General features: G+C 58.5%; 25 protein-coding genes. 15 read left to right on the top strand and 10 right to left on the bottom strand.

Features of this window, described 5'->3' with window-relative positions; translation table 11 throughout:
* Positions 1-81: 81 nt before the first annotated feature.
* From GJ698_RS22165 to GJ698_RS22110, 12 genes are all read left to right on the top strand, one after another.
* Positions 82-729 (top strand): phage tail protein, encoded by a 648-nt coding sequence (locus tag GJ698_RS22165; RefSeq protein ID WP_154360037.1) that lies wholly within the window; start codon positions 82-84, stop codon positions 727-729.
* Between the two features lie 72 nt (positions 730-801).
* On the top strand, positions 802-1,239 hold the full coding sequence (locus GJ698_RS22160; protein WP_154360036.1) for a phage tail assembly chaperone: 438 nt from the start codon (positions 802-804) through the stop codon (positions 1,237-1,239).
* A gap of 17 nt (positions 1,240-1,256) precedes the next feature.
* Positions 1,257-1,565, top strand: coding sequence for a DUF1799 domain-containing protein (locus GJ698_RS22155; RefSeq protein ID WP_154360035.1), 309 nt, complete (start codon positions 1,257-1,259; stop codon positions 1,563-1,565).
* 8 nt (positions 1,566-1,573) lie between these two features.
* A complete protein-coding gene (locus GJ698_RS22150; RefSeq protein WP_154360034.1) occupies positions 1,574-6,607 on the top strand; it encodes a phage tail length tape measure family protein in 5,034 nt (1,677 codons plus the stop codon).
* Positions 6,607-7,536: a hypothetical protein gene (locus GJ698_RS22145; RefSeq protein ID WP_154360033.1), complete on the top strand. Its 930-nt coding sequence runs from the start codon at positions 6,607-6,609 to the stop codon at positions 7,534-7,536. The genes GJ698_RS22150 and GJ698_RS22145 overlap by 1 nt, the downstream gene beginning before the upstream one ends.
* Positions 7,527-9,344 (top strand): hypothetical protein, encoded by a 1,818-nt coding sequence (locus GJ698_RS22140; RefSeq protein WP_154360032.1) that lies wholly within the window; start codon positions 7,527-7,529, stop codon positions 9,342-9,344. The genes GJ698_RS22145 and GJ698_RS22140 overlap by 10 nt, the downstream gene beginning before the upstream one ends.
* Positions 9,341-9,964, top strand: coding sequence for a DUF4376 domain-containing protein (locus GJ698_RS22135; protein ID WP_166454928.1), 624 nt, complete (start codon positions 9,341-9,343; stop codon positions 9,962-9,964). Before GJ698_RS22140 ends, GJ698_RS22135 begins: the two co-directional genes overlap by 4 nt.
* A gap of 9 nt (positions 9,965-9,973) precedes the next feature.
* Positions 9,974-10,468: a hypothetical protein gene (locus tag GJ698_RS22130; RefSeq protein WP_154360030.1), complete on the top strand. Its 495-nt coding sequence runs from the start codon at positions 9,974-9,976 to the stop codon at positions 10,466-10,468.
* A 57-nt stretch (positions 10,469-10,525) separates the two neighbouring features.
* Positions 10,526-10,708, top strand: a complete 183-nt coding sequence (locus GJ698_RS22125) for a hypothetical protein (RefSeq protein ID WP_154360029.1) — start codon at positions 10,526-10,528, stop codon at positions 10,706-10,708.
* Positions 10,705-11,178, top strand: coding sequence for a hypothetical protein (locus tag GJ698_RS22120; protein WP_154360028.1), 474 nt, complete (start codon positions 10,705-10,707; stop codon positions 11,176-11,178). Before GJ698_RS22125 ends, GJ698_RS22120 begins: the two co-directional genes overlap by 4 nt.
* Positions 11,175-11,708: a lysozyme gene (locus GJ698_RS31040; protein WP_154360027.1), complete on the top strand. Its 534-nt coding sequence runs from the start codon at positions 11,175-11,177 to the stop codon at positions 11,706-11,708. The genes GJ698_RS22120 and GJ698_RS31040 overlap by 4 nt, the downstream gene beginning before the upstream one ends.
* Positions 11,709-11,796: 88 nt before the next feature.
* Positions 11,797-12,120 (top strand): hypothetical protein, encoded by a 324-nt coding sequence (locus GJ698_RS22110; protein ID WP_154360026.1) that lies wholly within the window; start codon positions 11,797-11,799, stop codon positions 12,118-12,120.
* A 45-nt stretch (positions 12,121-12,165) separates the two neighbouring features.
* On the opposite strand, the gene GJ698_RS22105 is transcribed toward GJ698_RS22110, so the two are convergent.
* The 4 genes from GJ698_RS22105 to GJ698_RS22090 all read right to left on the bottom strand — a co-directional run bounded on the left by GJ698_RS22105 (position 12,166) and on the right by GJ698_RS22090 (position 13,960).
* Positions 12,166-12,588 carry a type II toxin-antitoxin system HicB family antitoxin gene (locus tag GJ698_RS22105; protein WP_154360025.1) on the bottom strand — a complete coding sequence of 141 codons (423 nt, stop codon included), beginning with the start codon at positions 12,586-12,588 and terminating at the stop codon, positions 12,166-12,168.
* A 122-nt stretch (positions 12,589-12,710) separates the two neighbouring features.
* Positions 12,711-12,893: a type II toxin-antitoxin system HicA family toxin gene (locus GJ698_RS22100; RefSeq protein ID WP_154360024.1), complete on the bottom strand. Its 183-nt coding sequence runs from the start codon at positions 12,891-12,893 to the stop codon at positions 12,711-12,713.
* 90 nt (positions 12,894-12,983) lie between these two features.
* Positions 12,984-13,217 carry a hypothetical protein gene (locus tag GJ698_RS22095; RefSeq protein ID WP_154360023.1) on the bottom strand — a complete coding sequence of 78 codons (234 nt, stop codon included), beginning with the start codon at positions 13,215-13,217 and terminating at the stop codon, positions 12,984-12,986.
* The gene (locus GJ698_RS22090) at positions 13,214-13,960 is read right to left on the bottom strand and encodes an SOS response-associated peptidase family protein (RefSeq protein WP_154360022.1); all 747 of its coding nucleotides are present in this window, start codon (positions 13,958-13,960) and stop codon (positions 13,214-13,216) included. Before GJ698_RS22090 ends, GJ698_RS22095 begins: the two co-directional genes overlap by 4 nt.
* 95 nt (positions 13,961-14,055) lie before the next feature.
* Between GJ698_RS22090 and GJ698_RS22085 the strand changes: the two genes are divergently transcribed.
* Entirely contained in the window at positions 14,056-14,730 is a 675-nt protein-coding gene (locus GJ698_RS22085; RefSeq protein WP_154360021.1) for a hypothetical protein, read from the top strand.
* Positions 14,731-14,779: 49 nt separating this feature from the next.
* Here GJ698_RS22085 and GJ698_RS22080 read toward each other — a convergent pair whose 3' ends face one another.
* The 4 genes from GJ698_RS22080 to GJ698_RS22065 form a co-directional block, all read right to left on the bottom strand.
* Positions 14,780-15,172, bottom strand: a complete 393-nt coding sequence (locus GJ698_RS22080; protein WP_154360020.1) for a hypothetical protein — start codon at positions 15,170-15,172, stop codon at positions 14,780-14,782.
* A 47-nt stretch (positions 15,173-15,219) separates the two neighbouring features.
* Positions 15,220-15,639: a hypothetical protein gene (locus tag GJ698_RS22075; RefSeq protein ID WP_154360019.1), complete on the bottom strand. Its 420-nt coding sequence runs from the start codon at positions 15,637-15,639 to the stop codon at positions 15,220-15,222.
* Positions 15,640-16,168: 529 nt separating this feature from the next.
* Complete coding sequence (locus GJ698_RS22070) at positions 16,169-16,558, bottom strand: hypothetical protein (protein ID WP_154360018.1); 390 nt, start codon at positions 16,556-16,558, stop codon at positions 16,169-16,171.
* 47 nt (positions 16,559-16,605) lie between these two features.
* Positions 16,606-16,938: a hypothetical protein gene (locus GJ698_RS22065; RefSeq protein WP_154360017.1), complete on the bottom strand. Its 333-nt coding sequence runs from the start codon at positions 16,936-16,938 to the stop codon at positions 16,606-16,608.
* A 394-nt stretch (positions 16,939-17,332) separates the two neighbouring features.
* Between GJ698_RS22065 and GJ698_RS22060 the strand changes: the two genes are divergently transcribed.
* Positions 17,333-18,367: a helix-turn-helix transcriptional regulator gene (locus GJ698_RS22060; RefSeq protein ID WP_154360016.1), complete on the top strand. Its 1,035-nt coding sequence runs from the start codon at positions 17,333-17,335 to the stop codon at positions 18,365-18,367.
* A gap of 211 nt (positions 18,368-18,578) precedes the next feature.
* Positions 18,579-20,423 carry a hybrid sensor histidine kinase/response regulator gene (locus GJ698_RS22055; RefSeq protein WP_166454927.1) on the top strand — a complete coding sequence of 615 codons (1,845 nt, stop codon included), beginning with the start codon at positions 18,579-18,581 and terminating at the stop codon, positions 20,421-20,423.
* Here GJ698_RS22055 and GJ698_RS22050 read toward each other — a convergent pair.
* Together GJ698_RS22050 and GJ698_RS22045 are read right to left on the bottom strand one after the other, a co-directional pair.
* A complete protein-coding gene (locus GJ698_RS22050) occupies positions 20,407-21,555 on the bottom strand; it encodes an SGNH/GDSL hydrolase family protein (RefSeq protein ID WP_154360014.1) in 1,149 nt (382 codons plus the stop codon). The two genes, GJ698_RS22055 and GJ698_RS22050, sit on opposite strands and share 17 nt — an antisense overlap.
* Positions 21,552-22,127 carry a TetR-like C-terminal domain-containing protein gene (locus tag GJ698_RS22045; RefSeq protein ID WP_154360013.1) on the bottom strand — a complete coding sequence of 192 codons (576 nt, stop codon included), beginning with the start codon at positions 22,125-22,127 and terminating at the stop codon, positions 21,552-21,554. Before GJ698_RS22045 ends, GJ698_RS22050 begins: the two co-directional genes overlap by 4 nt.
* Positions 22,128-22,148: the final 21 nt, after the last annotated feature.

Genomic DNA, 22,148 nt, shown 5'->3' with positions numbered 1-22,148 from the left:
ACCGCCGGAAGAGATTCCGGCGGTTTTTTTTCGTCCGTATGGACTTCCTCTTGTGCCCACTAGGGCAAGAAAGGCTTACCAATGGCAGCACGTCTTCCTGATGGCGCTATCGTAACGCTGGGCACCACCTTTGGCGCGTCCAAGCAAATTACCGGCATCACCAACGCCAACCCTGGCGTAGCAACTTCGAATGCCCACGGCTTCAACAACAACGATCTGCTGGTTGTCACGTCGGGCTGGTCGAATCTGAATAACCGCGTTGTTCGCGCTGCCGGCATCGCGGCCAACGCGTTCAACCTCGACGGTATCGATACGACGTTGACGAACCTGTATCCGGCCGGCTCCGGTGGCGGTAGCGCGGCGGCCGTGACGGCATGGACGCAGATCAGCCAAATCACCGGTTTCCAGACTAGCGGCGGCGATCAGCAGTTTACCAGCCTGTCGTTCCTGGAGCAGAACTTCGAAACCCAGCTTCCTACCGTCATCAGCGCGATGAGCATCAACATCGAGATCGCCGACGATCCATCGCTGCCGGGCTACCAAGCTTTGAAGGCGGCCTCGGATGCGCGCGCGATCCGCCCGCTGCGCCTGTCGCTGCCAGATGGCTCGTTCATTCTGTACTACGGCATGGTGTCGTTCAACGAAACCCCGACGCTTGATAAAGGCCAGGTCATGAAGGTCAAGGCGACGTTCTCGCTGCAAGGCAAGCCAGTGCGCTACGCCGCCTAACCCACCTACCGCATTACCTTCCCGGCCGGCGTCGCTGGCCGGCTCATTTCTATTCTCGAAAGACACAACATCATGGCAAAAATCGTACTGGGCCAACGTCCTACCCACTTCACCCGCGCTGTCAAATTCTCCCTGCTGGATGGCACCGCCGCGTGGATCAACTTCAATTACAAGTACCGCACCCGCTCCGAGTATGGCGCCTTCGTTGATGAAAACGTGGAGCGCCACAAGCAAGCGGCCGAGGCGGCCATTGCCGACGCCATCAAGGTAGCCGAAGAGGCAACCAAGGATGCCGGCCAAGTCACCAAGCTGCCGGGCATGAAAGACGTGCTGGAGAAGTCCAGCAACGACAGCATCGAGTTCCTGCTGGGCGCAGCCGAAGGCTGGAACCTCGACGCGCCATTCACCCGTGAATCGCTCGAACAACTGGTCGATGAATACCCGCAGGCGGCGCTGGCCGCAGTGGAGACCTACCGCCTGGCTTGCACCGAAGGCCGCCAGGGAAACTAAAGGCCATCGCGCGGGGCATGTACGAACGCATATCGGAGGATGACAAACCCAATGCGTTCGGCCTGACGCGCGCCGACTTTGAGCGCATCCCCATCGAGGTCTGGCCGGAGCACTGGCCGGCCTACGTCCTGTTTTGCGATCTGCAAACCCAATGGCGCACTGGTGCCGCTGGTTGTACCGGCCTTGACTACAACGTCCTCGATCGCCGGCTTGATCGCCTGCAGCAACGGCAAGGCCTGTCTGACGATGAGCGGGATGCGCTCGAAGACGATATCCGCACGATGGAATACGAGGCGCTGGCCACGATGCACGAGAAAATTGAATAGGAGAATGGATGGCAGCAGAAGAAAGGATTATTCAATTAGCCGTTGAAGTCGATGCCACCGCCGCGCGCCCAGGCTTTCAGGAAGTGCGGCAGGAAGCCCAAAATATGGCGACCTCCGTTGCGCGATCTGGTGCCGAGGCCAGTAACGCCATTGGGGACATCGGGGACGCGGCGACCAATTCGGCCCGCCGCGTTGAGGTGGCTGAGCGCAATCTGATCGGCTCGATCCAGCGTGCCACCGCTGTAGCGCAGGCGGGAAGCCGCTCGGGGGCAGAGTACTACCAAGCGCTTGCAACGCAGCGCGGCGTCGATCCCCGCGTACTGGAACCGTATCTGGCACAGCTGCGACGAGTCGAGGCAGAGCAGCGAGCTGCGAACGATGCGCTGAACAATTCGCGCTCGGCGTTCAACAACGTCAACGTGTCAGCTGCACAGACTGCCGCTGCGTTGCGCGGTGTGCCGGCGCAGTTCACGGACATTGTGACCAGCCTCCAAGGTGGGCAGGCTCCGTTGACCGTGTTCCTGCAGCAAGGTGGCCAGCTTCGCGATACCTTCGGCAGCGCCGGTGGTGCAATTCGTGGCCTGGCTGGTTATGTGGTCAGTTTAATCACGCCTGTGACCGTCGCCGCTGGTGCGTTTGTCGCGCTGGGCGTAGCGCACCATGCCGGCGCCGAGGAGGCGCTTGCTTACGGTCGCGCTATCGCGCTGTCCAATAACGCTGTAGGCGCGTCCGTCGAGATGATGGCGGACGCGGCGCGCACAATCGGCAAGGCCACTGGCTCGCAGCATGAGGCCGCCGAGGCGGTAACGATGCTGGGTGCTGCTGGTCAGGTCGCTGGCGACCGGCTGGCTTTGTACGGCAAGGTTGCGGTTGCCAGTCAGCGCGACGTCGGCATTGCAGTCAAGGATACCGTCGCTGAGTTCAATGAACTGGGCCGGTCGCCGCTGTCGGCGCTGGACAAGATCAACGAGAAGTACCATTTCGTCACCGCATCCATTTACGCGCAGGTCAAGGCGTTGGAGGATCAGGGGAAGCATAGCGAAGCCGCCAAGTTGGCGCAGGACGCATATGCAAACAGCATGACGGAGCAACATGACCGTGTGGTCGATGCGCTGTCTGACTGGGAGCGTGGATGGCTGCGGATCAAGAAAGCTGCCTCCGGAGCACTGGATTCCGCTATTGGGTTCGCGATGGGCCGGGAGGCCACCAGTGCGGAGAAGATCAATTCGCTGTTGACCGAGCGTGAGCGCATCGAGCAGCGGCTGGCCGCCGCAGTGAAAAGCGGGGACACTCGTAAGCAGGCGGAGTTCAACTTCGAGCTTGAGCAAAACAAGTCCCGCATCAATGCGGAGCGCGACAAGCAGGATGCGGCAAAGGCCACCGCCAAGGCGCAGGCCGACGCGGTAGAGGCTGACGCCGCGCGCATCAAGTGGATGAAGGACGGTGATGAATTCCTGACGCGTGGGGCGCAGCTAGAGCGCGACATCACCAAGGCGCGTAACGAGGGAGCGGCAGCGCAGCTGTCTGCCGGCGAGATCGAGAAGCGCGTTGGCCTGATCCGTCAGAAATACTCTGACATCTTCAATGACCAGATCGATTCGCAGATCGCGGCCCTGAAGCGTCGTAACGCCGTGCAGGATGAGGTTGCGGGACGCGCTGCTGATGCGCTCAGTTCGGTCCATTCGTCCGGCCTGGTCAATGACGAGGATTATCTGAAGGGCGCGGCGCAGATCGACCAAGCCGCCATTACCCGGCAGCGGGAGCAGCTGGAACAGGAGCTGGCTCTGACAGCCCGCAAGCAGAACAGTCTGAAGGATCAGGCTGAGCTGCGCGGCCAGTTGGCGGTACTCGATGAGAAGGCGACCTCGCGTCAGATCAAGCTCGAAAATGATCTGGCGGCGCTGGAGGTGCGACGTACCCGCACAGCGGCAGACAATTACGGCAACGTGGTTGATAAGGCTGCGGAGGATTCCGACGCGTTGCGCAAGCAGGTACTTGCACAGCAGGACTACAACGAAAAGATCGGCCTGTCTGCAACCGGCCTGGCCGAGCTGGAGGCGGCGCGGCTGGAGAACCTGGCCGTACTGAAGGATGAGGCAGCAACCACAGCTGATGCCGCTGACTTTAGTGGGCGGCTGTCTAAGGAGTATCGCGCCCAGGCTGATTCGCTGCGTCAGCTTGCCGACGAAAAGCGGCAGGGCGCTACCAAAGAGATTCTGGCCAAGCAGGCAGACGATGCTGCGCAAGCGTGGAAGCGTGCCTCTCAGGAAATCAGCAGCAGCCTGACGGATGCGCTGATGCGTGGCTTCGAAGGTGGCAAGAGCCTGGCGGTAAATCTGCGGGACACCATCGTCAATCTGTTTAAGACGATGGTGCTCAAGCCGACTATTCAGGCCGTGGTGACGGGTAGTCCGGGCGGGGCCAATGGCGTTATGAGCGCCGCGCAAACCGCGTCTGGCCTCGGCAATCTGTATGGCACGTTCGCCAACATCGGCGGCACAGTGACTGGCATCGGCAGTCTGCTGGGTTCTGGCACGGTGTCGGCCTTCGGCGCCGGCCTATCGGGTGGTGCTGGCGTTGCTGATGCCATCGCCGCGTATAACGCCGCTGGCATGACATCCATCGGTACGGCGATGTCAGCCGGTTCCACCATTTCGACGGCAATTGCGGCGATTCCCGGTTGGGGCTGGGCTGCACTTGGTGCTGCCGCTGTCGCGTCGACGTTCTTTGATGACGGTCCTGAGAAGGATACCCGCCTGAAGTTCAGCAGCAACAACGCGGCGGGGAACATCAGCATCAACGAGCGTGGCAACGAGGGCAAGACGACTCAAAGCTACATCGATGGTTCCAGCACTGGCGCCTTCGGTACGTTCGGTGTTTCGTCCAGTTTCTGGATGAATGCCAGCCAGCCGGTGGTGCAGAGCTTCATCCAGACGGTGACGAAGGTTGACGACCAACTGGCCCGCTTCCTGACCGATTCCGAAAAGTCGTCGGTCATTACGGCGGTCACGAACACGTCGACCACGGCTCACACCGGAGAGGAGGGCGCAAACCCGAACGCGTCCGGTCAGCTGGATGATGTGTTCGCCAAGCGCTTGGCTGCGATTTTCGACGGCATCTCGCCTGGGATGTCTTCCCTCATTGCCGGCTTCAAAGGCACATCGGAAGAGCTGGCCACCGAGGCGGCTGCACTGCTGCAGTTCCGTCAGGCGCTGGGGCAGTCCGGTGAGGCGATCTTCGGCGCCAAGGTAACGTTGGAAGACCTCGCGAAACTGAAAGATCCAAGCGAGGCCACCAGCGTGGCGCTGCAGCGTGTGACGAACGAATTCAATGCCACGAACGCGGCGGCCGTCACGGTAGGCAAGGATGCAACGGGTGCGTTTGGTGCGGTCGGGCTGGCGTCGCTGGCCGCGCGCGAACGCCTGGTGCAATTTGCCGGGGGCTTGGATGCGCTTAGCCAGCAAACCACGTTCTACGCCGAGAACTTCCTGAGCAAGTCTGAGCAGCTGGCGCCCGTGGCCAAGCAGGTTGAAGCCCAGCTTGCAGCGATGGGGCTGGCCGGCGTTGACTCGCGTGATCAGTTCGCGGCCGTGGTTCGTGGTCTCGATCTGTCCACCGAGGCAGGCGCCAAGCAGTATGCCCAGTTGATGGCGCTGGCGCCGGCATTCGCCCAGGTGCACGATGCGATGGCAAGCGTGGAGGACATTGCCAAGAGCCGTGCCGATCTGGAGAAGCAGATTCTGGAAGCCGCCAGCGGATCGGCGGCAGCGCTTGCATTGACGCGGAAGCAGGAACTGGCTGCGATGGATGCCAGCCTGCGCCCGCTGGCCGAGCGCCTGTATGCGCTGCAGGACGAAAAGACCGCACTGGAGGCTGCGAAGGAGGCAGCAAGTGTTCTGGTGTCGAACGCTGATGATGCGTTCTCGGTCCTGCAGAAAGTGGTGGACCGCGAGAAGGCGGCACGTAGTGCGGCGCACGATGCTGAGATTGCAGCGATCAGCCAGCGAATTGACGTGGTCAACGCATCGATCACCAAGATTAAATCGCTGTCCGACTCTCTGCACTCTTCACTCGACCAGCTGCATGCACCTGGCATGGAAGCTCAAGACAGGCTTTCGGCGCAGGCGCAGATCAAGGCCGCTTTGGCAATCGCCAAGGCTGGCGGACCTCTGCCGGATGCCGACAGCCTGAAGAACGCGCTGGGTGTTGTAACGCAGGATGCCTCGAATCAGTTCAGTTCCTATGCTGACTACCAGCGCGATTTCTATAACACGGCCAGCGACATCTCGGCGCTGAGCAGTGTGACCGATAGCGCGCTAGACGTGCAGCAGAAGCAGCTCGACGTGCTGCAGGCGCAGAAGGATGCCGCTGACGCGGCCTACGAAGCGGAGATTGCCCGCCTTGACGGCCTTATCGCGACTGGGCAGCAGCAGATCGATGGGATCAAAGGTGTGGATACCAGCGTGCTGACCGTAGCACAGGCGCTTGTTGCGCTGCAGTCGGCTATCAGCGCCGCCCAGCAGAACAGCATCGTCGCCGCGAACGCTGCAGCTGCCAGCGCGCATATGACGTCGCCAGGCACGCCGGCAGTGGCCAGCACGACGGAATCGCAAATCGTGGGCCTGTATCGCACGCTGCTTGGGCGGGAGCCTGATGCAGCTGGTCTGGCGCTGTGGGTGAATTCGGCCAACAACGGCGCATCGATGACGCAGATTACGAACGGGTTCCTCAACAGCGATGAGTACAAGAAATTGCACCCGTTCGCTGTGGGAACCAACTACGTGCCAACCGATATGCCGGCATTGATCCACAAAGGCGAACGAATCATCCCGGCGGCTGATAACCGCGAACTGATGGCGAGGCTCAACAGCCCGGCCCTGCAATCGAACGTCTCGGCGGCCGACTTGGAGGCGATCCGGACGCTGCTGGAGCAAATCGCTACTTCTAGCAACATTTCCGCTGACGGTGCTGCGCGCGCTGCAGGCATTCTCGAAAGAGTGTCAGCAGGTGGTGGCCCGCTGCTTGTAAAAATGGAGGGTTAATGGCGGCCAAGGTATCTGTTCTTGTGCCGGTTGATGTCGACAGCAAGGTGCTGAAGTCCAGCACCGCTGTTGAGACTTATGCGGACTACGTGGCGGGCAAGGTCTACAAAAAAGGCGACCGCTGCGTAAGTCCGACAAAGAACCGGATTTTTGAAAGCCTGCAGGACAACAACTCGGGGCACGATCCAGCCATCACGGACAACCTGACGGGCAACACGCCGTGGTGGATGGACTATGCGCCCACCAATCGCATGGCCATGTTCGACACCGACGTCAGCACGGCGACCGTGGCGCCGTCCCCGCTGACCGTCGTGCTGCAGCCGGGGTTCTTCAGGGATTTGTACCTGAACCTGGATGCGGACGAGGTGGATCTGGTTGTGCGCGATTCGCCCGGTGGCTCGGTGATACGGGCGACGCACGAGGTGCTGGAAGGCTCTCAGCCGGGTGACTACGACGAGTATTTCTTCGGGCGCTTCGAGCCGCGCTATGACTTCATCGCGCAGGACATCGAGCCGTACAACGCGGCAGAGATCACCCTGACACTGACCAGTGCCAGCGGTACGGTCAGCTGCGCGGTGATGGATGTTGGCGACCTGATCGCACTGGGGGACACGCTCGTCGGCGCCAAGGTCACCCCCAAGACTTACAGCTATGTGGATCAGGACAAGTTTGGCGGCGCCAAGATCGTCCGGCGCGGCGCGGCCAACGATTTGGCGATCACCGGCATTCTGGATCGTAGCGAGTCTCCCATGGTGCATCGCACGTTGATGAAAGTGCTGGATACGCCTGTCCTGGTGACGGCGAGTACGGGTGTGGATTACAGCCCACTCCGAAACTTTGGCTTGGTGAGTGGCGGCATCGAGTATCCCAACATCCCAGATAAATGCAATTTGAATATTAACGTACAAGGCTTAATCAGATGGCAGTAACACAACCCCCTAATATCGACGCGCCCCCAGTCGCGCCTCAGCGCAAGGACCGCAATACCTTCGCCGGCCGTGTAGACGCGTTCCTGACCTGGCTGATTACGGCGGTGGCTCAGTTTCTCGCACTGGCCGCTAACGTTTTCAACAATGCCCAGGAAGCGTACAACTCGGCCGCGCAAGCCCTTGCTTCGGCCGATGCGGCGGCAGCTGCGGCGAAAACAGCCACGCTGACCGCCAACGCAGCGATGTTCGATCCAGCATTTGCATATGGCCAAGGGCAGGCTGCAATTGCACCAGCGAATCTGCAGGTTTATCGCCGCAAGTCTGCGGGAGTTTCTGTCGCAGATCCGTCGACCGATCCGAACAATTGGCAGCGTGCAATAAACGATCCGTTCGGCGCCGTGGATGCGCTGAACATTACTGGTGACACGGCGCTCACCCTGAATTCGCGCAACGTGTTGCGTGTGGCGGCGACGATCAAGAATACGTCGTTACGACTGCCGGTTGCAACGTCGATCAATAACGCAAACGGCACGTACCTTATCAAAAACATTGGAGCATATCCGCTGGCCTTGCGAGATAGTGCGGGAACGCTGTTGGCCGTCCTCCCTGGTGGCGGTGCAAGCGGCATCTTCGCGTGCGAAGATTTCAGCACGGTTGCCGGAACGTGGTTGGTGATGGTGCCGGAGAACATCGGCGCCATAGCGACCGGCGCCGCGACTTTTTGGGCGACAGCAGTCTGCAATTGGATTAGCGTCAGCGCTATTCCGGGCGTCGCTGATAAGGCCTTGATCGCCTGGTGCGCTGGCGGAAATATGTATGCCGCGATTGCTAGCCGGTCTGGGGCGACAATGGTTTCGGTCGGCGCGCCGGTGACGCTCGGCGCAGGCAACGCGTCGACGAACAATGGATCAATGTGCGTGGCAATGTCCGCCACGGCAGCGTTCGTGGCCTCGCCGAACCCGGCGACCGCCGCTTATGGTCTCTATGCATTGTCGCTCAACGTTGTCACGAACACGGTCACGGTTGGCTACTCGTTGGCGAATGCTTACGGCGCCGTGCCGACCGCATTTATTGATCCGCAGCCGCAGGTGTTGGATGCGACACGTGCGGCCTGGCTTGTGGCGTTCAGCAATACGGTCTATTTGATGCTGGCGCAGCACAATGGCTCTGCTGTTCCTGCATTTTCAGTTCAGGCCCTGAACGAGCTTAATGGCGCCGCCTCAGCTGCCATAGCCCATGTTGGTAACGGCAATTTGATGCTTGTGGGAGCGGCAGGAGGATCACTGAATTCGACTGCAGGGACTGCTATCACGAGTTTGGGTGTACGCAGTTGGGGCAGTCAAAACGTGATTGATCTGTCGTCGGGCGCCAGCAATTTGATGTTCTCCCAAGGGAATAACCGCGCGGCTGTAATTTCGGGGATAAGCGGCACGTCCGCCGGTTCGAGGGACAAGACCTTTACGGTGGTGAGTTCCGGCGGCGCTCCAAATATGCCGAGTGGTCATCGCCACTTTCCTTCAGGCTCCGTCTCGGGTAGCAACTCGTACTTGGCTAGCGCCGTCGTCGGGACGACTTACTGCCTCTTCGGATCGACTTATTCGGCACGTGGCCATGGTATGCGTTTGATGCGATATGCAAATGATGCGCTTTTTGAATTTGCATATAGCTGGCCTGACGATATGCCGCATGTTGCCAGCAATTTTATGTCGTGGCGCGTCGCTGGCGTTGGCGGCCAGTTCGCTATTGCCGCGTCTTTGGATGCAAGTGGCTATCCGCAGGTTGTGTTATTGGAGGTATGCAAAGTATGAAAACCGTTATCGTTGTAGATGGCATCGCGGCGCTTGCCGCAAATTCAGTGCTTTTGTTTCCAGACCACGCCGTGGTCGACGCAACGCACTTCGATGAGCAGGGCGCACCGCTCGATGGCACGCGCTACCTCTGCTTTAGCGACGCGTCGCAGATAGTGGAGGTTGAAGTGTTGCCGGTTCCATGGGTGGCTGGTGCCTACCGCGTTGTGGAGGGGGCGCTGCTGCTGGATGCGGAGCTACCAGCGTGGCAGGCCTACCTGGCGCAGCTGGCCAGCGCTAAGCAGCAGCTTAATGTACGCATTAACGACTGGCGTGCGGAGGCCAACGGGACGACGTTTCCCTATCTGGGGAAGCATATCCAGTGTGATCTGACTAGCACCATTGATTTGATGGGAACCGCCAATCAGGTAGCGCTGCTGGGGACGTTCCCGCCGGACTTTCCCGGCGCGTGGAAGGCGTACGACAACACCTATATTCCGTTGCCGACAGTCGAGGATTTCAAGGCGCTATACGAAGCGTTCACGCAGCGCGGCTCGTTGAACTTCCAGCACGCGCAGGAATTGAAGGCGGCAGTTGCTGCCGCGTCGACGCTCGATGAGCTTGACGCCATTGCGTGGTAGGAGGTGGGCATGATCCAAGACATTCAACCTGCCGGCTTTCATGTGGCTTTCTATAAGGGGACGCGGCCAGGCCTGTCCGGCATCTACAGCCGCGCTGTACGCGGTTGGGAAGGTGGTCGCTACAGCCACTGCGAACTGGTGTTCAGCGACGGCGTATCGGCTTCGGCGTCGTTCGTGGACGGTGGCGTGCGCTTCAAACGCATCGAGTATGACCCTGCCAACTGGGAATACCTCCCGTTACCTGCCGCGCTGGAGGGCGAGGCGCGCCAGTGGTTTGCTGAACACGAAGGCGAGGCTTACGACATCCTGGGCAACGTCCACTTCGTGATTGGCTTCGTTCCACAGGCCCGCCGCAAGAAGTTCTGTTCCGAAGCGGTAGGCGCAGCGCTGGGTGTTCCGGATGCCTGGCGCTTTGGCCCGAATGCTCTCTCCGCGCTGCTGCTGTATCTGGTTGATCCACCGCCGCCATCGCCATGGCGACTAGTGCCGGCCGCCGCGAACTGAGCGACCAGTGATCTAACAGCCACCTTCGGGTGGCTTTTCTTTTTTTGAAAGTGTGCAATGCAAGACCGACGCAATTTAACTGACGCCGATGTAAAGGCAATCGTAGACGAAATGGAACAGCGCATGACTGCACGCTTTTACGGCGACATCGGGCGTGGTGTGTGGGGGCTGGTCTGGAAGGCCGCCATCGCCGCCATGCTCGTATTCGCCGCATATGGTTCCACGAAAGGGTTCAAATGATTATCTCTCTGATTACCGCGCTGGGCGGCGGGCTGATGCGCCTGCTGCCTGAAATCTTCGCGCTGCTGAACAAGCGCACCGACAACGCGCACGAGCTGGCGATGCTGGACCGCCAGTTCGAGCTGGAGAAGTCGCGCGCGGCAGCGCACAAGGATGAGCTGCAGCTGACGACCGACGCGGCGCAGACCTTGGCGCTACTCGATGCGCAAAAGTCCGCGCTGGTTGGTCAGGCGCAGTTGACCGGCACATGGTGGGTTGATGCGCTGAACATCCTCGTTCGCCCGCTGACGACCTATTACATGCTGCTGTTGTACGGGCTGGCCAAGGTGGCGCTGTTCGCGGTGGCGGTGCATTCCGGCGGTAACGTCTGGCAGGCCGTGTTGCAAGCCTACGATTCGGAAGACCGCGCACTACTGACTGGCATCCTGTCGTTCTGGTTCGTCGGTCGCGTTCTGGATAAGAAGTCGTGAGCGCTGCGGCTGACCTGGCGTGCGGCCTGATACGGCCCTTTGAAGGCCTGTCGTTGCGCGCCTATCCTGATCCGAAGTCGGATCTGGCCAGGGCCATGCGCAAGGCCGGCATCATGACTGCCTACATGCAGGGCAGGGCGGAGATACCGCCCGCGCTGCGCGGGCTGGATGGCGCGCCCTGGACGATTGGCTACGGCGAAACCTTGGGCGTCCACGAGGATATGTGGTGGACGCAGGAGCAAGCGGAGGCGCAACTGCAGCGCCGTGCTGCCAGCTTCCTTTTGGGAGTGCTGGGCGCTTGTCCGCAACTGCTGCGGGAGTCCGCCACCAGACAGGCCGCGTGCACCTCGCTGGCGTACAACATCGGGGTGAAGGCCTTCCGGCTGAGTTCTGTCAGCCGTTGCACTATGCGGCGCGAGTATCCCGCTGCAGGCGACCGGATGCTGCTCTGGAACAAGGGGAACGGTGTTGTGCTTCCGGGGCTGGTGGCACGACGGAAGGCTGAACGTGCGATGTATCTCACCGCATAAGTGCAGACGTCTGCACAATCTGTTACCTAAAGTATTGTTTTAAGGTATTATTGCCGTGTGGAAATGTCAACCTTATTGAAAGGATTCTATGGGATTTTTGGATTGGCTTAATGTTGCATTAGTGTCGGGCTGGAAAGCACTTATTTGCGGCTTCGTGATGTACTTCGTGTTGTTCTGGGTAAGCTTGCAGTGGAGTTGGCCAACTGTTTTGAGGTTTGCGCTGACTTTTGTCGCTATCATTATCCCTATGGTTCCAGACTTTTACCATTTGCTGGTTGCGCCGGACGTAGTTGCGTTCCTTGAGGATAAGAGTTTGGCGCCAGATGCTTTGTGGCTGGCAATCAAGGCTAAGTTCTGGGCTGGTTTGGTAGGGCACGCTTTAGCCTACATCGCCCACGAATATTTCTCGTAATTGCGATAGGAAAAGGCCCGCTGTTGGCGGGCCTGGATCCGATAGTCAAGCCGCTTGAACGTGCTTTGACTCCTCTTCGATAAGTTGCATCGCTGCACGTGCCAACAGGCCACTACGTGACTCGTGGCGAGGTGCAACGTATCTATCGATCTTGCTCAGAACGAAGCGAGGCAAGCTGATATTGATGCGCTCGGGTGTGCTGTCCAGCTTTTCCAGATCAATATCGACCAGTGCCCAAATGCCTCCGGCATGTGCAGGATCAGCCTGCAAATCTTCGATTTTGCTTTTGGTGATTTCGACAACATCACCCAACTCCAAAAGCGTTTCAATATGACTGGTGATCGCCTCTTTTGCGTTCTTCAGCGCATCCTCTACAGTATCGCCCCATGAATGCACACCTTTGATGTCCGGCACGTTCACGCCGTACACACTACCTTCATCTTTAAAAATTACGACTGGGATATCCATGTTTAACTCCTTCGACCGGCTCCGTGCTCCACGTCCGATCAGCAATAACTACTATGGCTTGGTTGGTATTCGTGTGTTTCCTCAAGTAGTCCCCGGCATCCTCCCAGATGCCGGGGCGCTGCTTACTTCAGTCCTGCGTCTTTCAAAATGCTGTTCCACGTTCCAATTGGCAGGTCTTTTTTCGGGTGTGGGACCGTTACAAGACCGGGCTTTTCAGCGTGTTTGAAGTGATGGTGGCTTCCTTTAACTCGCACTTCCTTCCAGCCATCTTCTTCCAGCATTCGGATCAATTTACTTGAGTTCATCTACCCCCCGAATGTTGATGTGTGTAATTATACACACAAAAATCAAAGGTGTGTAGAAGTGTGTAGAAATTTGATGGTGAATTTTCGCACTCAGATTTCGGCATCAGAACTGCTTACTATTTCCAATTGTCCCTTTCTAAAGACCTCAAACCGTAACTCCCCATTTACTACCCATTCGCAGTAGATGCCGTTTCTGACGCCTTCCCAGTTGTGCTCATCGCCCAGGTCTGAGCATGTCACACGCATGATCGCTCCATATTTATCCCCGATCATTCGTACAAGATCATTGTCGCGCGGCTGAGCGGTTTTCATTCCATCAGTCATAGCAGATCCAATTGCGTGTTTGCTGGCGCGCTCGTCGTGGCCGGGGTTCGGGTACGCAAGGCTTGTGGTTCGGCCCATGACTTCATAAGGTCCGCTGGATAGTGCCGCAGGAAGCTACGGGCGAAATCTAAGTCTTTGCATTCCAGCCAGTCATCCCACTCTGCCTGGGGAACGATCACCAGTGAGCGCTTTTCATCGTCTGGCTTGTGGAATCGGCGCATCAGCGGGTGTTCGTCGGCGTTGATGGTCAGTTGCGTGAATGCGACTACAGGGCCGTCCTTGCCAGCCCACTCGCGCCATAGGCCGGCGATGGCAAACATCGACATATCGGCCATGCCGATGCCCCAGCGCACTGCTGTCCCGGTCTCGTAGCACGGCTCGAAAAAGCAGGTGGCAGGCACCAAACAGAACTGCTGACGCTTCCATGCTGGCGTGTACAGTGGGCGCATCAGCAGGTCTTCGGAACGTGCGTTCATCGTGTCAAACCATTTCGGCTTGGGTACTGGGAGGCCGCGTTCTAATGCCTTCGCTTTTTTAGCTTCGTATTCTCGCCGCTGCACTTCCATGGGGTACATGGCGTAGTTGGCCAGTACTCCCTCTCGCTGGCCATTTGCCCCGCGCCGCACGATGGGCGCACTGTAATCCTTCCATATTTCCCGCTCCCATACCTCGCTTATGCCGAATAAGCCGCCCATGTTGGCGTTTAACGTTGCGGTGTCCGGTGGTCGATAGTTCACGCACATGGCTGAGTTCCTTTACCGATGGAATTTCATGATAGCGCTTTTCCGCTCGGGTGATTATACTGTACAAACATACAGTAATCTATTAAGGGCTAGAAATGAAGGTCTGGGTGTCACGGCGCCGGGAAGAGGGGGCGGCGCTGGCCAGCGCGTTGCCGGTTGTTGACGGTGCCTCGCTGCTGGAGCTGGTGGTGGTCGAGGTTACGCTCGACGGTAATCGTCGGCCAGCCAAGGTCGCTCGGTTGCGGCCAATTGGTGAGCAGCGCATTCTTGCACAAATGCTGCTGCCGAAACTGGTAAAAGTCCACGGGTGGAACCTAGTGCTGAGCGGCGTCGAAGAGGTGCGGATGGAGTACGGCAAGCCGCGTGGGTTTGCGCAGACATGGGTTTGTAAGTTGTGGGTGCCAGAGCAAGCGGCAGGTTTTAGAGTTCGACACACATACGAGCGTGGTGCGGCAATACCTAAGAGCGCGATTCACCAAGCCAGCGGCACTCGTGGCACGTTGGTTGTGACAACTGACTATGTAACTCCACTTCAGCGCCACACACTTTGCGCCGAGATGCATCACTACAAGACGGCTACGTTTCCGGCTGGTCGCCTTGTGGACTGCCATATCGAATGGATGTCTGATAATACTTTCGAGCTTGGCGGTCTACAGGTTTGGGACGCGCACGGTGATCGATCCCAATGGGTAGAGCGCGCCGGGTGGCTTTGTGAGTTCGATGTCGAGCAGCGGGAGTTGACCAAGGCGGAGTACCGCATGCTGCGATAGCTCAACGTGGGAACTGGCGGCGCTGTCACGTAGGCTTTGTCGCAGCCTACTAATCCGAAATACGTGCTGCTGGAGTATTAGCCTGTTCGTTAGCTTGCAACGCGGAAACATCCGTAACCGCGCTTGAGTGCGATTTGGAGGCAACACGCAAGTTCTCTAAACGTGCATTGTTTTGTAATGCGGCCGCCTCTCGCTTAGCCTCCTCGCTTGCATTGGGATCTGAGAGAATAAGATTTGCGTTTTTGTCTATAGGGAGAGTACGCTTGTTCAGTACCTTTTCTGTAGAGCTATGTACAAAGTCATCCCAAATAGCCTTGGTCCGCCAGATCGCCCAAGCAGCGATGGGAACGCACAACACCGATCCGTACGGTAGGCACATTATTAGAGCCTTCCGCACGTCGTGGTTGGACACGTTGTCGACTAAATAAGCGATCAACGTCATGATGCCCCCAGCGACCAAGCTAGGGGATACTTTGCGTCCGTCGTCGCTCATTTTTGCTTGACTCCCTCCCAGAAGACCGTGCTCCCATACTTTAGTGCAGAGATATATCTCGCAAAATGCGCTATCACTTCCTTCGGAGAACTGGCGAGCACCTGTATGACGATGTGGACCGTCTCTTCTACTAGGTGGCATTTTACAAATTTGCACGTTTCGTTAACTTGCCGCATCGTCTTCAAGACGTTGGAATCTATACTAGCGTTCGGTGCTGAGTACACGCCGGGAAACGCGATCTGGTAGAAGCCTTTGTCGTCCTTTTCTTGAGCTATCAAATACACTCCACCATCGATTTTCAGGCGAATAATTCCGTTCACATGGGCATCTACACGCCATCCTTCCTGGGTTAACAGGCCAGCTAATTCCGCAAGCTCCGCTTGCGTATCGGTAGGTTTCTTCGTAAACCAAGTCATAAAACTAGCTCCAAAATTAGTACGAGTTTCAGCCGCTTTCGCAATGATGGCTGGATCGTGACACCGGTACGCACTCCCCCTGTTAGCATGTCTAGTGGCGGTAGAGTGCGTACAAGCAACTTCTCCGGAGTGCCGAAGGACAGTGAGTCCTGATAGTAATATAAATTTAACGGTAGCTACATGTTATGACGGAAAAATCGTTCCGCAACGCATGTGGTAGCCTTGTAGAATCAATGGCCTAGCGTTGCGTTTGCGAACGTAGTTGCGGAATGAAATAACACGTATGTAGTTGAATTAAATCATTTAGTTCGGAGACTTGAAAACTGCCGACGGTGAGAGCCGTTCGTGAGTTCGAATCTCACCGCTTCCGCCAAGAAAACGCAAAAACCGCCCACCGGGCGGTTTTTTGCTTTTTCGAGCCGCTGGGCCTACCAGTCCAGCCCGCCGAGGGCGCGCGTTCCTCAACTAATCTCCCACCTTGGTTCAAATTTCGATACTGACCGGTCCGCTTAAATTCTTCGTCAGATAATCAAAACTTTTTCTTTGTCGGGCCATCGACAGCCTCACAAGAAAACTCCTTTCCAATATGTCCGTTCCACTCGGAATACATTGATCCTTTTACCCTGTCAATTGTATAAGTTTGAATTCCTGATGGGAGGCGATGCTCCCATACGATTTCATTTTCCGATATTGAAATACTTTTATCGTAAACGCGATAATTCAACCTAGCACTATCCCGATCATTGTCATTGGTTACTGATAAGGTGTGCTTTCCATTTTCGTCTTTTTCGATAACAATATAAAGTGCGGAGCATTGTATTTTTATTTCACCGGCTCTGGCAGTGCCTGCTAGGAAAAATATTAAGATTGTAAAAATAAAAAACAACGCCAAATTTATGATTTTGGGATTTTTATTCATGTTAGCTCGAAGTCGAATTGCTGAAGTGTAATTGGCTTCCTGATTTCTTATCGTAGCCGCTTACAGATGGCAGAAGCCCTTTCAATGAAAGCCTTGAAACTCTTTCCGCCTTCGCATGGATTGATTCCTTGGTAACCTTCGACCGAAATTTCTTTATAACTCCAACCTTTTCCTAACTGCCGGCAATCTTCGCGAGCCTCGCGTTCCATGTCGGCACGAGCCCATTGAAGCGCGCTGGCCCTGGTTGCTTCACATTGCTTCCAGACGCCACCCGCAGGAATCGTTTGATAAATGTAATCGCTGTCCTCAGCGCTCGCATTTATAACGATAGTCGAACCCAGAATGCTGAATATTGCTATCAATATGCCGAATCGTTTCATTTTTTTCTCTCTAGACAGGTTTAATGGGATTATTAAAGATTGAACTAATTATTGAAATATTGATGGATGAATCCCTATCCATATAGGATTTTATTTTTTGAAAAAATGGCATGCATCACCAATTTGGATGAAAACCTAAAATAAAATATTTCCATATGGGAATTTCTAATCATCCTTGCTCGAACGCCATCGCTGGTCGCGTGGCAGGGCTGCGCTCAGCCAAGGCCGCTAGACGTGCTTTAGTTGTGAATCCGCGACGCTGGCCTGCAAATTTCCAATGACGATCTGCTATCACGTATAGTTGTCATTTTCACTGTTGCCAGGTGCGATATTGGATAATTGCATTGCGTCCATCTACTCCGCTGCAATGAAACCAGGCCACTGGACCGGTTTGATGGCGCAGCTTGGCGCCAATTTTGGCGCCGACTCGTCGTTCATGTTCACTTCGCATTCGGAGACTGATCCGGAAGCCACGTTACTTGGTCAAAATACCTCCCTGGAAATGATCGAGGGCTTCAGGGACTACTGGTGCCAGGAGGACATTTGGGCAGCCGAGGCCAGACGGCGCGGATGGATGAAACGCGATGTCGTATTGATCGGTAATGAGCTGATTGCCGACGACGAGCTGCGACGAAGCCGCTACTACAATGAGTTTGCGCGGCATTACGGCATGGAGGGCATGCTCGGCTCGGTGCTGTTTGACGGCACCGAATCCAGCGGTATTCCCTTTACCAATCTGTGCTGGTACCGTCCGCCTGGTCACGGCAATTTTCAACTCAGTCATAAGCGCCATCTGAAAAATCTGCTGGGTCACATTCAGCAGGCACTTAAGATTCAGTACAAGTTAAAGGCACTGCATACGCAGCGGGATGATCAGTACAGCGGCGCGGCTTCGATATTGTTAAGCGCCGACGGCCGCATCATCAAGAGCAACGCCCTGGCCGACTCCTTACTCAAATCCAGCAATGGGCTGTTCCGCTGTGTAAACGGTCGCTTGCGTGCGCTCGGTAGGCGTTCCGCGCCGGCTATCGATGAGGCCTTGACCATAGGCCGTGCGTGCCAGCGGCCAGTGCATCTGCTCGTGCAGACCGCGGATGGCTTGCTATTGCGAGGCGTGTTATTTCCTTTGCCTGTTGAGGAAGAAAGTTACGCAGGGTGGCATGACGACCGGCACTTTATGCTCATCATCGACCTGCCAAACGACAATGTGGACGAGATTATGGCTCGGGCAGCAGTGCTCTTCGCGCTGAGCGGTGCCGAGCAGCGACTGGCGGCTGCACTGGTCAAGGGCTTGTCATTGGAACAGATCGCGGAGGCGCGAAATGTTTCGCACAATACCCTACGCACGCAAGTACGCAGCCTGCTGAGCAAGACCGGCTTCACGCGACAGATAGATTTCGTGCGGACAATGACCCGGCTGATTGGCTGAGCTGCATGACGGTCAGTGCGTATTGATGTCTCTTGGGGATGTCCTAGCCGCATAGCGAACTCTCCAGGTCCATCGCCAGCATCAATGCCTTGAACGGCACCGTCAGGACGAACCATAGCACGGCCAAGCACTGATTGTTTAGTCAGTGTGAGATGCGCACGATGCATAATGTGGGATGAGAACCGCTCAACGAATCGAAATACTGAAGACCATGGATACCCGACATACCGAACACCAAGACCGCTCAGACTCGGCGCTGCAACAGCGCGTCGACGAGCGTACCGCTGAACTGAGCCAGGCGCTGGCCGTGGTCGAAGCGCAAAAGCGCGAGCTGGAACACGCCTTGCGCATGCGCGACGAGATCCAGCTGCAGCTGGAAGCCGAGCTGGAAGACGCCCGCCTGCTGCACGGCATCAGCGCGATGCTGGTGGACGAGCACAACGTCGGCGAGCTGTTCCAGAAGCTGGTGGATGCCGCCACGCTGATCATGCGTTCCGATTTCGGCAGCATCCAGCGCTACGACGAAGCGCGCGGCGAGCTGCAGTTGATCGCCACCCGCGGCCTGAGCGACGAAGCGGTCAGTTACTGGCAATGGGTGCATCCCGGCCGCGCCACCACCTGCGGTCACGCGCTGCTGAAGTCGCAGCGGGTGGTGGTGCCGGATTTCGAGTCCTGGAACGACATCTCCGGCAGCGACGATCTGATCGCCTTCCGCGCAGCCGGCGTGCGCGCGGCGCAGTCGACGCCGCTGCTGACCCGCAGCGGCCGCCTGGTCGGCATGATCACCACGCACTGGACGCGCAGTCATGAACCGCAGGAGCGCGACCTGCGCCTGATCGATATCGTGGCCCGCCAGGCCGCCGACCTGATCGAGCGCAACTCCGCCGCCGAGGCCTTGCAGCACCACGCGCGCAAGCTGGTGGAGGCGGACCGCTACAAGGACGAATTCCTGGCCACGCTGGCGCACGAGTTGCGCAATCCGCTGGCGCCGATCCGCAACGGCCTGGCGGTGCTGAAGATCGGTAAGCCCGAGCAGGCGCAGCGCGTGCTGCCGATGATGGAGCGCCAGCTGCATCACATGGTGCACCTGATCGACGACCTGCTTGACGTGTCGCGCATTTCGCGCGGCATGGTGAATCTGAAACGCGCGCGGGTGCAGCTGAGCGCGGTGATCGACAGCGCGGTGGAAACCAGCCGGCCGCTGATCAGCGCGGCCAATCACCGTTTCACCATCACGCTGCCCGGCACGGCGGTCTGGCTGAATGCCGACATGACCCGCGTGGCGCAGATCATCAGCAACCTGCTCAACAACGCGGCCAAGTACACGCCGCCGGGTGGCGACATCGAACTGGTCGCGGAGGTGATCGGCGGCGAGGTGGTGGTGCGCGTGATCGACAGCGGCATCGGCATTCCGGCCGCCATGCTGCCGCGCATTTTTGAATTGTTCACGCAGGTGGATGGTTCGGCCGAACGCTCCAAGGGCGGCCTTGGCGTCGGCCTGGCGCTGGCGAAGCGGCTGGCGGAAATGCATGATGGCAGTGTTGACGTCGAGAGTCCCGGCGACAAGGCGGGCGCCGTGTTCACGCTGCGGCTGCCGATCATGGCATCCACGACGAACGTGGCGGACGACGATGGCAGCGATGGCGCGCCGGCGAAAGCGCGCGCGTTGCGCATCCTGATTGTCGATGACAACGAGGATGCCGCCGAAACGCTGTCCCTGCTGTTGCAGGAGCTTGGCCACGTGACCAGCGTGGTGACCGAGGCGCCGAAGGCGATGGCGGCGGCGCTTGCCTTCCAGCCCGAGATCGCGGTGCTGGATCTGGGCATGCCGCATCTCAACGGCTTTGATCTCGCGCGCCAGCTGCGGGCCGAGCCGGCGCTGCGCAATACCTATCTGATCGCCTTAAGCGGCTGGGGCATGGAAGAAGATCGCGCGCGCAGCCGCGACGCCGGCATGGACCATCACCTGACCAAGCCGGTCACGTTGCGCGACGTGGAAGACGCGCTGCTGAAGTCCATCGTGGCGATGGGCGGCGGCATCAGCAAGCGTTCCTGACAAATGCTCCGGACTGGAATACCAGCTCGTTGAAGCGCTCGCCGATCAGCTGGTGCGTGGCTGCATCCGGATGCAGTTCGTCCGGCAGCGGCAGGCGGGCGTTGTCGACCGCGCCGTAGAGCTCGGTGCCGTCCAGGTAGTGCAGGTTGGGATCGTTCGCCTGCCGTTGCTTGACGATGGCTTGCAGTTGTTCGCGGATGATGCGCAGCGTCAGCTTGCCCTGGCGGATGTCGCTGCGCTTGCCGGCGGCGCGGAACAGCAGGCGGCCTTCGCCCAGCGCCGGCAGGTCGAACAGGCAGGGGCCGGGCGTGTCTTCGTGGATCGGGCAGTACACCGGCGAGATCAGCAGCAGCGGCGTGGCCGGATGGCCGTCGCGGATGGTGTCCAGGAAGCCGTGCACCGCCGGAGCGAAAGCGCGCAGGCGCAGCAGGTCCGTGTTGACCAGGTTGATGCCCATTTTTACGCTGATCAGGTCGGCCGGCAGGTCGCGCATGGTGCGGGCGGTGAACGGATCGAGCAGGGCGTTGCCGCTGAGGCCGAGATTCATCAGGTCGACGCCGGCCTGGCGCGCGGCGACGGCGGGCCAGATGCCGGAAGGGCTGGCGGCATTCGAGCCCTGGCTGATCGAGCTGCCGTGGTGCAGCCAGCGGCGTTTGCCGGAGGTGATTGGCATGATGGTGGCGTTGGCGCGCAGGTCGATCAGTTCGGTGGTTTCGTCGTGCGGCAGCCAGATCTCGATGGTTTTGTCGCCGGTGGACAGGTCGCTGAAATGCAGGGTTTGCGGCGTGCCTGGCGTGATGCTGGCGGTGCCGGCGGCCATGTCGATGTGCATGGTCTTGCCGGCGGGCGCGCTGAGTTGGCGGAACAGTGCGCCGTCGATGTACAGGTCGTAGACGCCATCCGGCCGTGCCGCCATGCCGGCGTAGGCGCGCTTGGTGGGCAGCGTGTCGAGTTCGATGCTGATTGCTGTCGTTTGGAACACCAGGCGGACGCCGGATGGCTGGGAGGCGGCCATCGCCAGTTGCGGGTCCGGGCATTGAGCGCGGGCCCAGGCGGGCAGGCGGTAGGGCAGCAGGCCGTCTGCGGTCTGTTCGATGTCGATGGCGCCGTGGATGAGGTTCTGGTTGATCATTGGGTGTCCTTGGGCCAGTTCTTGAGGATGGCGTCGAGCGCGTCCAGGCTGCGCAGCCAGGAGTGTTGGGCGTCGGGCTGGCTGTGGCTGAAGCTGCCAGCCAGTTCCAGCATCGGGTAGCCAAGGAAGACGCTGCCGAGCAGGCGCATGGCGTCGGTGGCTTCAGTGTCGCTGAGGGCGTAGCCGCGCAGGATGGCGCGGGTGACGCGCGAGATGCGGATGCCGCCATTGTTCTCCGGCAGCGGGGCTTGCAGGCGGTAGCGCGCGGCTTCGAACAGGCCGGGATGGACGCGGGCGAAGTCGCGGTGGACGTTGGCGACGGCGACCAGCGCGTCCTTGCCGGCGCGGCCGGCGGCGGCTTCATCGGCGAGGTCGGCCAGCTTGCTCAAAGCCAGCAGGGCGACGCGGGTGTTGAGGTCGTCGGAGTTCTTGATGTGCGCATACAGGCTGGCGACCTTGACGTCGAAACGTCGCGCCAATTCCGTCAACGTCAGCGCGCTGAAGCCGATTTCGTCGGCCAGCGCAGCCGCTGCGTCGACCAGCAGGTCGGGCGTTAATCCAATTCGGGGCATAATCTAACCATAAACTAATAT

The sequence above is a fragment of the Duganella aquatilis genome (genome assembly GCF_009674565.1).
GTDB classification, from domain to species: domain Bacteria; phylum Pseudomonadota; class Gammaproteobacteria; order Burkholderiales; family Burkholderiaceae_D; genus Rugamonas; species Rugamonas aquatilis.
The sequence above is the reverse complement of the archived record's forward strand: the minus strand, read 5'-3'. Positions and strand labels throughout refer to the sequence as shown.